Below are 13,037 nucleotides of genomic sequence, written 5' to 3'. Positions count from 1 at the left end.
CATTCGACCTTCTGCGCCGCATGCGGGCTGCCGTCACCTCCGTGCTGCTGCTCAGCGCCACGGGCAGCTACGCCCTGAACACGGCGACCATCGTGGGTTCAGTGGCTTCGCCCGATTGCCTGGAGTACCGGGTGGTGGGTATCTGCTACTGGCTCTACTGCACCTGGACCGGCTGCACGGTGCGCACGTCCGTCAAGGTCAGGCACTACATCCCCGATGCGGTGGTTTCGTCCTACTCGAACACCGGCGAGAACCCCTGGGTCGAAGTGCGCGCCATGAGCACGCCCAACCCTTCGGCCCAGGCCGGCGGGGACGGCACCACCAATGAAGATCACGAAAACAATCTCGCGAAGTTCAAGAACGCGGACGTCATCGGCCACCCCGGCGTCGAGGTGTTCAACCAGTTCGTCTCGTCCTCGGGCTATTTCTGCGAGGGCGCAGGCACGGCCTTCATGCCGTACCTGCTCAGTACGCTGGACACGCCGGCCTGGCGCTACAACGTACCGGAGATGGTGTACCCGGAGGCATTGATCCCGGGCATGCGCGAGGTCGGCGCGCGCTCGACCCTGAACCTCTGGGGCAACGTCTATCCGCGCGGCGGCTTCCTGCACCAGACGGACGACCACAAGGCCGGTGCCGTGGTGGCCCAACGGGCCGGCGATGTGGTCACGCGCCGCGGGCAGATCCACGTCTATCAGCCGCTGCTCGCCAACTCCCGCGATGGCTACTGGCCGGCCGGCGCGCTGATGGAGGGCGATGCCTCGACCGGCAAGTGGCAGGAACTCACGCCCGTCCTGTCCTCGTCCTGCACGGTCTTCCCGCGCAACGGCTTCCTGACACAGGCCCAACAAGGCGACTACGCCTGGGCGTTGTGGCGGCCCTATGCGTGCTGCGAACGCCGGGGCCAGGTGTTCCTCGGCAGCGTCGATTTCTATTGAGGGTACGGCGATGAAGCGTCCTGAACTGATGAACCCATCCGCCAAGGTTCGCCGCCCGCTGCGCCCCACGGCGCTAGCCGGCGCGCTCGCCCTGGTCTGTGGCCTCGCGTGGGCGCAGGCCGGCTTCCAGACCAGCGGCCCCGTCATCGGCGATGAGGTCATGTACTCGATCGGCGGTGGCAGTGCGGTGTCCATGGGCCGCGCCGCTGGCATGCGTTCGATCGGGGTCGGCCTGGGTTGGAACAGCAACCTCATCTGCGGCGACATGAGCATCCAGACCACGCTGCGCAATCAGCTCAATGGGATCACGAATGGGTTCCAGCAGATCATGAGCAACGTGATCCAGAGCGCGACCAGTGCCGTGGCATCGCTGCCGGCGCTGATCATCCAGCGTGCCGATCCGGGGCTGTACAACCTGCTGACCAATGGTGTGCTGCAGGCGAGGCTGGATTTCGACCGCTCCAAGCTGACGTGTCGCGCGATGGCCGAGAAGATGGCCGAGACGGCGGGCGGCCAGCTCGGATGGAGCCAGATGGCGGAAGGCATGGCGCTGCGCGATGCGGTGTCGAGCACGGATGCCGTATCGGCGATCGAGCAGGCCGAGACGCGCCGCGGCAACGACGGCGTGCCCTGGGTGGGCGGCAGCAATGCCGGCGGCGCGGGCCAGTCGGCCATCCGGGTGGTCGGTGACGTGACGCGGGCGGGCTACAACCTGGTCAACGGGCGCAGCGTGACTGACACGTCCTCCATCGCGCCCGCCAGTTGCGCGAGCCTGTCCTGCCAGACCTGGACGTCGCCGCAGCAGGCGACCGAATGGGCGACGCGGGTTCTCGGGGAACAGGTACAGCGCACGTGTGATTCCTGCACCAAGACCGAGACCGTGCCTGGCGTCGGGCTGACGCCGCTGATCCAGGAGGAGTACGAGACCAAGCTGGAGGCCTTGCAGGAACTGGTCTCTGGGACGCGCAACACGACGTTCGAGAACCTGCATGCAGCCGGCAGCACCTCGCTGCCCATTACACGCGGCGTCATCGAGGCGCTGCGCGACGAGCCAGACCAAGACCTGCTGGCGCGACGTCTCGCGTCCGAGGTCGCGTTGTCGTCCGTGCTGGAGAAGGCATTGCTGCTCCAGCGGACCCTGCTGACCGGCAAGAAGGAACCCAACGTGGCGGCCAACCAGTTGGCGGTCGAGGCCGTGAACCACGAGAGCGACACGCTCGATCAGGAGATCCGCAACCTCAAGACCGAACTTGAACTGCGGCGCGAACTGGCGAACAACTCGCCCATGGCCATCATCCAGCGCCACGGGACGCGCGCGGCCGGCTCGCGCGGCATCTACGAAGGCGACCCGGTGCCCGACCGCCTCGATCGGTTGCAGCGGGGCAACCCGGGAGGCACGCCATGAACGCGGCCTGGCTGCGCCCGCGCTGGCTTTTCAGCCGGCGCGCGGCAAAGGCGCTGCTCCTGGCGGTGGTCATCATCGCCGCGGCCGTGGGCGCCAATCTCGTCGGCATCTACCTCGTCGGCAGCGTTGCCGGCTGGGAGCGGTGGCTGGCTGCCAGCGCGGGCTACTTCCTGGTGTGGCGGCTGTGCCTGTACGGCGCGACGGTCTATGGCTGGGTCTGGATGCGCCGCCGGCTGCTGGCCCGCGAGGAAGACGCGCAAGCGCGGCGACGCCTGGTGCGCAGCGAGATCGCCGGCGTCGTCGCCATCGTGGCGCTGGAAGCCAGCCTGCTGATGCAGAGCTGAAGAGGGAGCCGCGCCATGACGCTTTTTACGACCGACTACCTGGAGTACTACCTGACGCTGGTGTCCTGGATCGTCAACAACGGCATCTGGGCGGTGCTGGTGTCGAGCGGAGTATTCGCGCTGCCGTTCGTCGCCATCATCGTGCAGGAGTGGTTGAAGGCCCGTGCGGAAGGTGCCGACGAAGGCAACAAGGGCGTGCTCTCGGCTGCGCGCATCGAGAACCGGGTCTTCGTCGCCATCGTGGTGGTGATGTTCGCTGGCATCCCGTTCATCGACGTGGACCTCAACACCATCCAGTACGACAGCTCGCGCTCGGCCCAGTGCCAGGTCAGCGTGCCGCAGCCCACGGATACCGGCTGGTCGCAGTCCTTCAGCACCATCAACAACCAGTCGGCGAAGGTGCCGGTCTGGTGGGCTTTCATGCACGCGCTCTCGCGCGCCGTCACGAGCGCCTCGGTGGCGGCGATCCCATGCGGCACGGACCTGCGGCAGATGCGCATGGAGATCGACGCGACCCGCATTGACGACCCGGTACTGGCTCAGGAAGTAGCGGATTTCTCGCGGGATTGCTATGGGCCTGCGCGGGCCAAATTGTTCATGCAGCGCCCTCAGCTTGATGAGCAGCAGATGCACGACGTGACCTGGATAGGGTCGAGGTTTTTCACGGACACGGGCGGCTACTACGACACCTACCGCTCAAGCACGCCGCGCGACGACTGGCCCTACGACAGCACCCGCGATGCGGGGCTTGCACAGGTGGGCAGCGGTGGCGGCTACCCGACCTGCAGGCAGTGGTGGGCCGATGGCGGCAATGGCCTGCGGGCACGCCTGCTGGGACAGGTGGACCCGAACCTGTTGAATCGCCTGGCAGGCTGGGCCGGGTTCCTGAGCAGGGCCGAGGTGGACGACTCGGTGATCCGCGCCATCGCGTCACCGCGGCAACAGAAATTGAACCAGGGTAGCGTCTATACGGACTATGGCGGCCAGATCGACAAGACCTTGCCGAACATCGTGACGCGGGCCACGGGAGACGTTGGGATGGCCGTCGGCGCGATTGCCGCGTTTCCCGCCATGGACGTCGTGAGACAGTCTCTGCCCATGGTCCTCGCCTTGCTCAAGATGGCGCTGGTCATCTGCATCCCGCTTGTGCTGGTCGTAGGCACCTACGATCTGAAGACGGTCGTTACCGTCAGCGTCGTGCAGTTCGCGCTCTTCTTCACGGACTTCTGGTTTCAGCTTGCGCGCTGGATCGATTCGACGATCCTGGATGCGCTCTATGGCTGGGGGTTCGGCTGGAATCGGCCGCACACCAACTTCGACCCGCTGGTGGGGCTGAACAACGCCTTCGGAGACATGCTCCTGATGTTTGTCACGGGCACGATGTTCATCGTACTGCCTACGTTCTGGATCATGGCCTTGGCTTGGGCGGGCGTTCGTGCCGGCAACGTGTTGCAAGGCCTCGCAGGAGCCACCGGAGATGCCAAGGCTGCTGGCGGAAGGGGAGGAAGCATTGCGATCAATGCAGTGTCGAAGAAGTGATCGCTGCTAGTCGTCCTCGACATGAGGATCAATGCGGAAACCCTCGTAGGTGTATAGGCCGAATCCTGCTGGTCCGTTTCGCCACTCTGGCTCGGGCAACTCCTCGCCCAAGTCGGTGTTGCGGGCCATCCAGGCAACCACCATGACGCACACCATCACCAGGGCCAGCCAGAAGGTGGTGTACAGCAGCACCCCGAGCGCAGCCAGCTTAACCATCCACACGAGCGCGGTGGCTCCAGCCGTCGGCATGCCCTTGGAAACCAACCAGTTCGACGCCCGCCGTTCACAGCGCGCGTAGGCACGCCATCCGCGGCCAAAGGCGCGGCCGAGGCGTTCTGCGGTGCTGGTGCGAGTCGTGGTGTTCATGGTCGTCTCCTACTGCTGAGGGATGCCTATTTCAGTTTGGTCCATTTCATTCTGTTTAGGGCTTCAATGTGTTCTCTTGCTGCTTCAGGACGCTTCGTCATCCGGTTCCAACGGGCCAGGGTCGGGCTCCACGCCGATGCGGTATGTAGCAACGAAACGCGGCCAGTCCACATGGTCAACGAGATCGATGTCCTCGATGACACTGACCTTCGCGCTGGCACGCTCGAACAGCGCGATGCTCTTGGCGGGATAGTTGTTGCGCGACGGATAGAGCACCCCGTCGAACAGCACCTGGCCGTCATCTCCAAGCATCGCATGCACCTGGGCCGACACCTGCTGCGTGTGCGTGTAGTCGCGGCTGGCCAACTGCTCCAGGTTCAGGCCGAAGTAGCCCGCCATGACGCCCGGCGCCGTGAGGTCGGCCAGAAGCACGTCGTCCATCACGCCCACTGCGCGCACCATCCGGCTCTGGACTTCTTTCAGCGCGATCGAGCGCTTCGTGTCCGCAAGCCACTGGTGCTTATGAAACACCGACTCCATCAGCGCCGTGGGCAGGTCGCGCCCCAGGTAGAGCACCCCGTAGGCCTGGGCCGGGTCATCGTAGCGATTGGTGCTGCTGCGGCCATAGTACAGCGGGCTGCCCCGATAGACGACGCGGCTCACATGCTGGAGCAGCTCACCGGCATCGATCAGGAACGAAGGCAGCTCGTGGCTCATGGCGATCTCGCTTCAATGCACCTGAACGCCCAGCACGTTGAACACGGCCTCGGCCACGTCGTCGATCGTGCCATGCGTCACCGCATCCACTGGCGAGCGGCCGCCCAAGCCTTCGAGCGGTTCGGACAGTGCGCGGTAGATCGTCCAAGGGTCGATGCCCTCGACCTCCTGAAGCACGGTTTGGGTCAACTGCTGCTTCACCGGGTCGAGCTGCCAGTCGGGCAGTTTCTGGCCTCGCGGCCCCACGTTCAGCGCCAGCAGCCGACGGGCGAGGATGTCCTTGTAGATCTGCTGGCGCGACTTGTCCGCCAGCTTGGCGTACTCCGCGGGCGGCAGGTTGTGCGGCTGGTTGAAGGTTTCCAGCAGCACGGCGCGGCCTCGCTGGACGTCGGTTTCAGTCGGCGCCCAGCGCGTCTCAGCGCGCAGCGCAGCCGTCTTACGCTTCAAGGCGTGCTCCACCGTTTCACCTTCGAGGTTGGCTGGCAGCTTTACCGCCTCCACGCGCTCGTGAATGAACGCCTGCAACTCGGCCGCGAAAGCCGGCGCATCCCGGATTTCGACGGTATCCGCGAAGCGGCGCACATCCTCCACGGTGACACGCGGCAGACGGTCGGCAATGAATTCAATGGCGGTGGGCATGGTCATCTCCCAGGTAGGTTTGAGACAGGACTTACTCTAGTCGCCTTTGTCGCATTTGTCAACTTTGACGCCTAGAGAGCAACCTACCTGGCGAAAACAGCGTCTCCGCAGCATAGGCCGAGGCCAGCGGCTGGTCGCCGCGCAATCCATTCGTGCGGGTTCCACATTGACGCTGGAACCGCAACCCAGGCCCCGCTATACCGAAACGGTTAAAGGCCAAAGGGCCGAAACGGCAAGGGAATGGGGTGCAAGGGGAAAGGCCCTACCTCGAAAAGGCAAAAAGGCCTCCCGGTCGGCCCGCCACAGGACACCCGCATGCTCTCCCTGTTCCAGCGAAAACGGCCCCCGGTCGCCGGCGCGCCACCGCCAGCACCCGCCACCGTCCTCCCGAAAGGGTTGATGCGGCCCGAGTCGGCCGCATCGCTGCTGGCCACCCCGCGCCGGCAGAAGCTGCTGGAGCACATTTGGCAGCGCACCTCGCTGTCGCGCAGGCAATTCGCCACGCTGTACCGAGCGCCCCTGGAACGCTACGCCGAGCTGGTCCAGGCCTTCCCGGCCTCCGAGGCGCATCACCATGCCTATCTGGGCGGCATGCTCGACCACGGCCTCGAAATCGTCGCCTACAGTCTGAAACTGCGGCAGTCCCATCTGCTGCCCATCGGCGCCAGCCCCGAAGACCAAGCGGCACAGTCCGAAGCCTGGACCGCCGCCGTCGCCTACGCCGCGCTGCTGCACGACATCGGCAAGATCGCCGTCGATCTGCACGTCGAGCTGGCCGACGGCAGCATCTGGCACCCTTGGCACGGCCCGCTGCGCCAGCCATACCGATTCCGCTACCGCGACGATCGCGAGTACCGCCTGCACAGCGCCGCGACAGGTTTGCTCTACCACCAACTGCTCGACCGTGAGGCCCTGGACTGGCTCAGCGGCTATCCGTCCCTGTGGGCACCACTGCTCTACGTCCTGGCCGGGCAGTACGAGCACGCCGGCGTACTGGGCGAACTTGTCGTGCAGGCAGACCGGGCCTCGGTGGCCCAGGAGCTGGGCGGCGATCCGGCCCGCGCCATGGCTGCGCCCAAGCACGCGCTGCAGCGCAAGCTGCTCGACGGGTTGCGCTACCTGCTCAAGGAACAGTTGAAACTGAACCAGCCGGAAGCCTCCGATGGCTGGCTCACCGACGATGCCCTGTGGCTGGTGAGCAAAACGGTCTCGGACAAACTGCGTGCGCACCTGCTGTCCCAAGGCGTCGATGGCATCCCTGCGAACAACACCGCGGTGTTCAACGTCCTCCAGGATCACGGCATGTTGCAGCCGGCGCCCGACGGCAAGGCTATTTGGCGCGCGACCATAACCAGTTCCACCGGCTGGTCCCACTCGTTCACCCTGTTGCGCCTCGCTCCTGCGCTGATCTGGGAATCTGGCGAGCGACCGACGCCTTTTGCAGGCACGGTAGCGATCGACGCGGCAGTCGCCGAAAACGACGCCGAGGCGCCGAAAATGCCGCCTGCGGCCATGGCGAAGGCAGCCCCGAACGGTCAGAAACTTCCATCTTGGGAAGGCAGTAGTACCGTCACCGCCTCACCGCCTAAGGCCCAGCCCGTGTCCGATGTCATGGAGGACATGCTGGCAATGGTGAGCACGAGCGGCTCGCCTGGTGCCGAGCAGGATGTGGAGCCGGTTGCACAGAGAAGCTACCCCGCAGACCCCAGCACTCCTATGCCAGCGACTGCCGCAGTGCTTCCTTCGCCACCACCATCTACTGCTAAACCACCCCTAACAGCAGCGCCCCCGTCAGGCGAACATTTCATGATGTGGCTGAAACAGGGAATTGCTTCGCGCCGGCTCATCATCAACGACGCAAAAGCGCTCGTGCATTCCGTGAATGACACGGCCTACTTGGTCAGCCCAGGTGTGTTCCAGCGCTACGTCCAGGAGCACCCTCATGTCGGCACGCTGGCACGGCAGGACAAGATGCCGGATTGGCAGTGGGTGCAGAAGCGCTTTGAGAAACTGGGGTTGCATCGAAAGCACGACAGCGGCTTGAACATCTGGATCTGTGAAGTCACCGGGCCGCGCAAGTCCCGGAAGCTGCATGGGTATTTGCTGATCGATGCGAATTGGTTGTTCGATGCAGTACCACCCAACAATCCTTATCTCAGAGTTACGCAAGAGATTTGAGCATGGAGTCCTACGTGGCGGTGAGATACGGTAGAGTTCGCCTTGGTAGGTTAGCGGCTAGCCAAGGTGTCCAGCACAAAGTCAGCGCGTTGCGCCACTCTGATCTTGGGCAACCGCGATACCGCATAGCCCAGCGCTGGATAGGTGCGCTGAAGCCGCTCGAATTCAGCCCGCGCTTCATCCATGCTGTGACGGCGTTCTTCGTCCTGCACATAGATTTCAGGCCACGGCGGGGCCAGAAAGATGCGCGAGTGGTAGCGATGCGACTGGGCAATCGTGTCCAGAATAGTAGTGCCGTCCAGTGCCTGGGGTGCTGCCGCCGCGTCGATCAGGCCACGGTCGAAGAACACCCATTGCGTATTGCTGCGTGGCGCATTGGCATGGTTGTCTAGCGCAAGGTCGATGGCCCCGCGCAGGAAGGCCGTCATGTCGAGCCACGGCAGGGCCTGGCCGCCCGTGCGTGTTTGTTCCTGAACGATACGCCGTCCAGGCTCCTCAATTACGGCATCCCTGGATTTCCATTCAACCCCCACAAACGAGAACGACGATCAACTATCTCCTGAAAGGCCATCAGCATCCATCAAGGCCAGCATGCCAACAATGAGTGCGTGCATGCCCTGTTGAGTTCGGCCTCCATCTCGGCTTCCTCCGTCGCACGGTCTGCATCCACGACGGGTTCCCGTTCGGCGACCGAGTACACCGTGTCGGCCACGGCAAGGCAGTGGAACGCCACGGTGGTCAACAGCCAGCGCGCATGCTCCATCGATATGCCGTAGGCCTGAGCGATGTGGCGTTGGTGGCCGACGATCTTGTCGAGCATGGGCTGGGTCGCCGCCAGACGGCGGATCACGTTGGGTACGCCTTGCCGTCGCCAAGATGCTTGGGCTTGAGCATCGGCGTCTCGTGGGCGTGCAGCACCACGTGGCGACGCAGTTCGTCATCCAGCGCCTTTACCATCGGCTGCAGTTGCGCGCCGCACGCACCGACCCACTGTGCCAGCGTCGAGCGGGCAACAGTAAGTCTGATGCTCTTTGCGCATTCAGATGAATGCATTACGCCCATACGAAATCCGAAATCAGCTCGGCCGCGCACAGCAGATGGCAGTTGTCTATGGCTGTAAATGCGCTTCCCGCAGAGCCATGTCCTCTCTCAGAATACGCTGGATCTCCAGTATCGCGGCCGCGCTCTGTTGCACGCTGTGCCCCGAAATAATGACTTTCTCGGACTGTGCGCCGGGAAGATGTGCGCTGCGATAAGGCACAAGACCGTCATCGGAATCATCGAGGGCCACTTCGGAATTGGCTTGGGCCACGATCGAGTGATAGCGCACCTGGGATGAGATGGGAAAGCCCGCCGCCGTACGCACGAACGGATCGTTTTCGTCGAGATTGTTCACGCTATTGGGAATGGTTGCCAGGCTTTCACGGCTGCTGGCGGCCGCATTGGGTGCCAGTGTATGGGCGAGTTCTTCGAGCACCGTAATGGGAAAGCGGATAAATCCCGCCATCCAGCGCCCCAGGCGTCCACCCGCGACCGATGTGCCCCGATGAGGCGCCGCGATGAAGATGGCACTGCTGACATTCGGGAAGGGCTCGAAGCGCAACATCGGATCTATGCGTTTGATCTGCTGCGGCGTCAGCCGACTGCGATCCGCAGCCAGCTGCACCAGCGACTGGTCGGTTGACGACACCATCAACCGCGCGATGACCCCGCCCATGCTATGCCCCACCAGTACAAGGTCGGACGATGCCGGCGCCTGGCCGGAAGGATCGAAATGCGCCAGCGTATCCCCGAGCGCTCTGCGAATCATCGCGTGGTTCAATGCGATCGGCATATTGGTCGGGTAGTAGACCTGCCAGATTTGGTAATGCTGGCGCAGCGCCTCATCGCCCAGGATTTCGTTGGCGAGTTCCACCCAGGCTTCAGGGCTGCTGGCCAGTCCGTGCAGCATGACGATGATCCGCCTGTTCGGATCGTAGGGCTGCATCAAGTAGACGTGCGGGCGGTCGATGCCACCCTCGCGCCCGAGCAGGCTGCGCAGCGACTGGCGGTTGAAATTGGCACGGGCCAGCCATACGCCATAGCCGGCCGTGAAATTGGCCGCCAGCGGCACACGTTGGCCGCGCAGCATAATGGCCGATTCCACATAGGGGTCATGCACCGTCAGACGGGCTGTACGAGCATGCAGCACGCTGTCCAAGTTGTCTCCGTCGGGATGCAGCAGAACCGTCATGGACGGCGCGGGCATCTCGCTCCAGGGCAGCGGTTGCTGATCATGTTTTGCCGCTGGGCGACCACCCCGAGTTGGGGCGGCGCTCAGGGACTCGTCCGGAATGACCGCCACAAGCTCGGCGCCAAAGCCGTCGCGCCGGTAGAGGCTACGCAATCCACGGAAAGACAGGGACGAGGCTGGCAGGAGTTCGGCTGGCACCGCCGTACTGCCCGGTAAGCGCGCGCCGCGCATATCCAGCTTCAGTTCCCAGCCTGCAATGTTCCAACTGGTCTGGTCGGGCAACTGCGTCGGCATTTGTTGCCGAACTTCGAACATGCCGGTGGCCGCATGCTCGACGGCATAGTTATACCAATCCCGCACTTGGGTCTGGCGATCCTCGAAGGCCCGCTCTCCCGGAGTATGGTCACCAAGGAACAGATAAGCATAGGCATAGCGAATCGTCTCAAGCCAGGCGGCTTGCTGCGCTGAACCGGGCTTCATGGCCTGAGCCTGCGCCAGCCATAGTTCGGACAGTGCAGCCAGGCGTCTATCCGTGGCAACCCCCGTCACGGTAGCCAAGGCCTCCGCGCACTCCGAGGAGATCGGCTTTGCGCATGCCTGCTCATCCAATGCCGCCACCCTGATGGTCTGGACAGTCGCATCGCTGAGCTTGCCACGTGTCAGGATGTCGCCGCGCTTGAGTTCGATGGCCTCCCTGGTAGGTAGCGTATGAACTTCAACCACTGGGCCGAACTCGCGCAGGATCGAGCAGCCCCCCAGCAGCAGCGGAGCAAGAGCGGCGCATGTAATGAGAAGGCAGGCCTGCGGGAACCTCATGGATTCACCTCGTTGGCAGGGATGCCTGGCACGCCTTGTCGAATCGACATCGAGAAGTCATCCTCTGACACATCGGAAGCAAGGGCACGTTCGTTGATATGCCCCAGTGCCTGCAATTCATCGTAACGATAGCCAGGCGTCAATCCATGCATGTCGTAGACGTACCGCGCAAAATATCCAGACAGCAGCAGGCGATAGTCCATTGGCAATGCGGGCGCAATGACCCGGGCCAGCTCGAATACGATGGTCGTGCAGTTACTGGTTAACGTGTTGTAAAAGCGCGGTTTCTGCCGCAGTTCATTGGCCGCGTTCAGAAACTCCAGAAACAACGCGCGGGCACTCGCCTGATTCATCTGCAAGCGATAGAGATAAACATCTTCGCCTCGCGCGTTGCTGCGCGTACGCACAATGTCTCGCTCATCGGCGGCTACCAGGATCTGCTCGAACTGACGGAAGAATCCTCCTACCGCCGAGAAGGACTCATGGCGTTCCTTGCGAATTTCCAGCGAGAACACCACGCGATCACCGCCATCGAAGCCGAACGACACCAGGGTGTGGGCGATGTGCGGCCCCATCCAGTAGGAAAGCACCAAGTCGGCGCTGCGCAGACGATCCAGGTCGTATGTGCGGCTCTCCCACTGCGGGGTGTAGTCGGTTTCGCTGCGCCACTGGAAGTTGCGCACATTATTCAGGTGAACATGGTTGCCGTCGATCCTGGCCTCCAGCAACTGGGCGACATCGTCAGCCCATACACGCTGGTGTGACGGCTGCAGCGTCCCCCACCACATGAGCAGGGAGGCGGCTGCGATCACAAATGCGAATCCGGCGATGTTGCGATTGCGCCGCCCAAGCAAGCCCGCCCGCGACAAGACAACGGTCACACCCAACGTAGACCACATGGCAATGACGAACCATCGCACCACCGAAGGTCCCGGCATCTGATGCCACAGAGCCAGCGCACCCCACACAGTCAGCAGCAGTACCACAAAGCCGATCGCCAAGCCTGCAAGGGCGCGCAGGACTATGTGCATCACTCCGCTCATTGAGGCTGCAAAAGCTCAAGCAACAGTTGCCGGTGCGCATCCCGTAACTGCACCAGCGAGATGGAAGGACTGCCCTTGGACAGCATCGAGGAACTCAGCCACAGCACTGCGGGCGCGAGCGCCAACGGGAAGAAGTGTTCGGTCAAGACGCCTGGGCGAATGACGCCTCGGCGTATGTTGCGGTGGATGATGGTCTGCGCCCGCTCTTTCAGCCCGAGCGCAACTTCGTTGTGCCAACGCTGCACCAGCTCTGGAGTTCGGGCGCTTTCGGCCAGAAGCAGCCGGTAGATCGACATCGTGGCAGGGGAGCTGAAGGTCGCGTACAGGCGATCCAGGTAGACATCTACCAGCTCTGGCAACGTCAGATCCTCATCCGGGAGCCAGCCCTGGAAATCACAAATCTGCTTCGTCGTACGTTCGAGCAAGGCGTGAAAAATTTCTTCCTTGCTTTTGAAGTGGGCATAGATGCCAGCCTTGGACAAGCCCGCGCATTCCGCCAGGCGCTCCATCGACACTGCTTTGTATGTCCGATCCGCGAATTCGACCAGGGCCGCGTCGAGTATTTCCTCTTTCCTGGCGGCAGAGGACAGGTAGCGGCGCTTGTTGTCTGGCGCGTCATCTTTCTTGGGTGGCATTCAAAGGCTCTGTTCAAAGATCTGAGGGGTGTTCCCATGGGCCTGTCACCGGCTCTACCAAGAATCAGGGCCTTCCTTGAACCCAAGCCGGCAGCTCGAATTGACCTGCGTCAATGACCGACGAGCCCGCTGATTGCGGTTCTTGGATTGTAACGTATAATTGAAAGCAACCGTCCAGTCGTTT

The 13,037-nt window shown here is 63.1% G+C and carries 14 protein-coding genes; 5 read left to right on the top strand and 9 right to left on the bottom strand.

The window, feature by feature from the left end; genetic code table 11:
* Nucleotides 1-20 precede the first annotated feature (20 nt).
* Genes IAE60_RS06435 through IAE60_RS06420 form a run of 4 tightly spaced genes read left to right on the top strand, consistent with a single transcriptional unit; the run spans nucleotide 21 to nucleotide 4,226 of the window.
* The gene (locus IAE60_RS06435; RefSeq protein ID WP_199917180.1) at nucleotides 21-938 is read left to right on the top strand and encodes a TIGR03756 family integrating conjugative element protein; all 918 of its coding nucleotides are present in this window, start codon (nucleotides 21-23) and stop codon (nucleotides 936-938) included.
* A 10-nt stretch (nucleotides 939-948) separates the two neighbouring features.
* Entirely contained in the window at nucleotides 949-2,343 is a 1,395-nt protein-coding gene (locus IAE60_RS06430) for an integrating conjugative element protein (protein WP_003050095.1), read from the top strand.
* Nucleotides 2,340-2,687 (top strand): hypothetical protein, encoded by a 348-nt coding sequence (locus tag IAE60_RS06425; protein ID WP_003050094.1) that lies wholly within the window; start codon nucleotides 2,340-2,342, stop codon nucleotides 2,685-2,687. The genes IAE60_RS06430 and IAE60_RS06425 overlap by 4 nt, the downstream gene beginning before the upstream one ends.
* Nucleotides 2,688-2,702: 15 nt before the next feature.
* Nucleotides 2,703-4,226: a conjugal transfer protein TraG N-terminal domain-containing protein gene (locus tag IAE60_RS06420; RefSeq protein WP_003050092.1), complete on the top strand. Its 1,524-nt coding sequence runs from the start codon at nucleotides 2,703-2,705 to the stop codon at nucleotides 4,224-4,226.
* A 6-nt stretch (nucleotides 4,227-4,232) separates the two neighbouring features.
* On the opposite strand, the gene IAE60_RS06415 is transcribed toward IAE60_RS06420, so the two are convergent.
* The 3 genes from IAE60_RS06415 to IAE60_RS06405 all read right to left on the bottom strand — a co-directional run bounded on the left by IAE60_RS06415 (nucleotide 4,233) and on the right by IAE60_RS06405 (nucleotide 5,948).
* Nucleotides 4,233-4,592: a DUF3742 family protein gene (locus tag IAE60_RS06415; RefSeq protein ID WP_013520788.1), complete on the bottom strand. Its 360-nt coding sequence runs from the start codon at nucleotides 4,590-4,592 to the stop codon at nucleotides 4,233-4,235.
* Nucleotides 4,593-4,676: 84 nt separating this feature from the next.
* Nucleotides 4,677-5,309, bottom strand: a complete 633-nt coding sequence (locus IAE60_RS06410) for an RES family NAD+ phosphorylase (protein ID WP_003050087.1) — start codon at nucleotides 5,307-5,309, stop codon at nucleotides 4,677-4,679.
* Nucleotides 5,310-5,321: 12 nt separating this feature from the next.
* On the bottom strand, nucleotides 5,322-5,948 hold the full coding sequence (locus IAE60_RS06405; protein ID WP_003050085.1) for a hypothetical protein: 627 nt from the start codon (nucleotides 5,946-5,948) through the stop codon (nucleotides 5,322-5,324).
* A 315-nt stretch (nucleotides 5,949-6,263) separates the two neighbouring features.
* Here IAE60_RS06405 and mobH point away from each other — a divergent pair, with 315 nt between their 5' ends.
* Nucleotides 6,264-8,126, top strand: a complete 1,863-nt coding sequence (mobH, locus tag IAE60_RS06400; RefSeq protein ID WP_003050081.1) for a MobH family relaxase — start codon at nucleotides 6,264-6,266, stop codon at nucleotides 8,124-8,126.
* 50 nt (nucleotides 8,127-8,176) lie between these two features.
* Here mobH and IAE60_RS06395 read toward each other — a convergent pair whose 3' ends face one another.
* The 6 genes from IAE60_RS06395 to IAE60_RS06370 are packed head-to-tail and all read right to left on the bottom strand — an operon-like array spanning nucleotide 8,177 to nucleotide 12,853.
* The gene (locus IAE60_RS06395) at nucleotides 8,177-8,659 is read right to left on the bottom strand and encodes an AAA family ATPase (RefSeq protein WP_013520789.1); all 483 of its coding nucleotides are present in this window, start codon (nucleotides 8,657-8,659) and stop codon (nucleotides 8,177-8,179) included.
* Nucleotides 8,660-8,706: 47 nt separating this feature from the next.
* Nucleotides 8,707-8,976, bottom strand: a complete 270-nt coding sequence (locus IAE60_RS06390) for a hypothetical protein (protein ID WP_003050070.1) — start codon at nucleotides 8,974-8,976, stop codon at nucleotides 8,707-8,709.
* The gene (locus IAE60_RS06385; RefSeq protein ID WP_199917100.1) at nucleotides 8,973-9,179 is read right to left on the bottom strand and encodes an IS66 family transposase; all 207 of its coding nucleotides are present in this window, start codon (nucleotides 9,177-9,179) and stop codon (nucleotides 8,973-8,975) included. Before IAE60_RS06385 ends, IAE60_RS06390 begins: the two co-directional genes overlap by 4 nt.
* A gap of 55 nt (nucleotides 9,180-9,234) precedes the next feature.
* The gene (locus tag IAE60_RS06380) at nucleotides 9,235-11,175 is read right to left on the bottom strand and encodes an esterase/lipase family protein (protein ID WP_013520790.1); all 1,941 of its coding nucleotides are present in this window, start codon (nucleotides 11,173-11,175) and stop codon (nucleotides 9,235-9,237) included.
* Entirely contained in the window at nucleotides 11,172-12,206 is a 1,035-nt protein-coding gene (locus IAE60_RS06375) for an Lnb N-terminal periplasmic domain-containing protein (protein ID WP_013520791.1), read from the bottom strand. The genes IAE60_RS06380 and IAE60_RS06375 overlap by 4 nt, the downstream gene beginning before the upstream one ends.
* An 8-nt stretch (nucleotides 12,207-12,214) precedes the next feature.
* The gene (locus IAE60_RS06370; RefSeq protein ID WP_151606187.1) at nucleotides 12,215-12,853 is read right to left on the bottom strand and encodes a TetR/AcrR family transcriptional regulator; all 639 of its coding nucleotides are present in this window, start codon (nucleotides 12,851-12,853) and stop codon (nucleotides 12,215-12,217) included.
* Nucleotides 12,854-13,037: the final 184 nt, after the last annotated feature.

This window comes from Pseudoxanthomonas mexicana (genome assembly GCF_014397415.1).
Classification (GTDB): domain Bacteria; phylum Pseudomonadota; class Gammaproteobacteria; order Xanthomonadales; family Xanthomonadaceae; genus Pseudoxanthomonas_A; species Pseudoxanthomonas_A mexicana.
The sequence above is the reverse complement of the archived record's forward strand: the minus strand, read 5'-3'. Positions and strand labels throughout refer to the sequence as shown.

Bases quoted from the DNA above. Each gene is read 5' to 3' on its own strand.
- IAE60_RS06425 (WP_003050094.1), top strand. From the start codon at position 2,340: ATGAACGCGGCCTGGCTGCGCCCGCGCTGGCTTTTCAGCCGGCGCGCG.
- IAE60_RS06420 (WP_003050092.1), top strand. From the start codon at position 2,703: ATGACGCTTTTTACGACCGACTACCTGGAGTACTACCTGACGCTGGTG.
- IAE60_RS06370 (WP_151606187.1), bottom strand. From the start codon at position 12,853: ATGCCACCCAAGAAAGATGACGCGCCAGACAACAAGCGCCGCTACCTG.
- IAE60_RS06435 (WP_199917180.1), top strand. From the start codon at position 21: ATGCGGGCTGCCGTCACCTCCGTGCTGCTGCTCAGCGCCACGGGCAGC.
- IAE60_RS06430 (WP_003050095.1), top strand. From the start codon at position 949: ATGAAGCGTCCTGAACTGATGAACCCATCCGCCAAGGTTCGCCGCCCG.
- IAE60_RS06410 (WP_003050087.1), bottom strand. From the start codon at position 5,309: ATGAGCCACGAGCTGCCTTCGTTCCTGATCGATGCCGGTGAGCTGCTC.
- IAE60_RS06415 (WP_013520788.1), bottom strand. From the start codon at position 4,592: ATGAACACCACGACTCGCACCAGCACCGCAGAACGCCTCGGCCGCGCC.
- mobH (WP_003050081.1), top strand. From the start codon at position 6,264: ATGCTCTCCCTGTTCCAGCGAAAACGGCCCCCGGTCGCCGGCGCGCCA.
- IAE60_RS06380 (WP_013520790.1), bottom strand. From the start codon at position 11,175: ATGAGGTTCCCGCAGGCCTGCCTTCTCATTACATGCGCCGCTCTTGCT.
- IAE60_RS06375 (WP_013520791.1), bottom strand. From the start codon at position 12,206: ATGCACATAGTCCTGCGCGCCCTTGCAGGCTTGGCGATCGGCTTTGTG.
- IAE60_RS06385 (WP_199917100.1), bottom strand. From the start codon at position 9,179: ATGCATTCATCTGAATGCGCAAAGAGCATCAGACTTACTGTTGCCCGC.
- IAE60_RS06405 (WP_003050085.1), bottom strand. From the start codon at position 5,948: ATGCCCACCGCCATTGAATTCATTGCCGACCGTCTGCCGCGTGTCACC.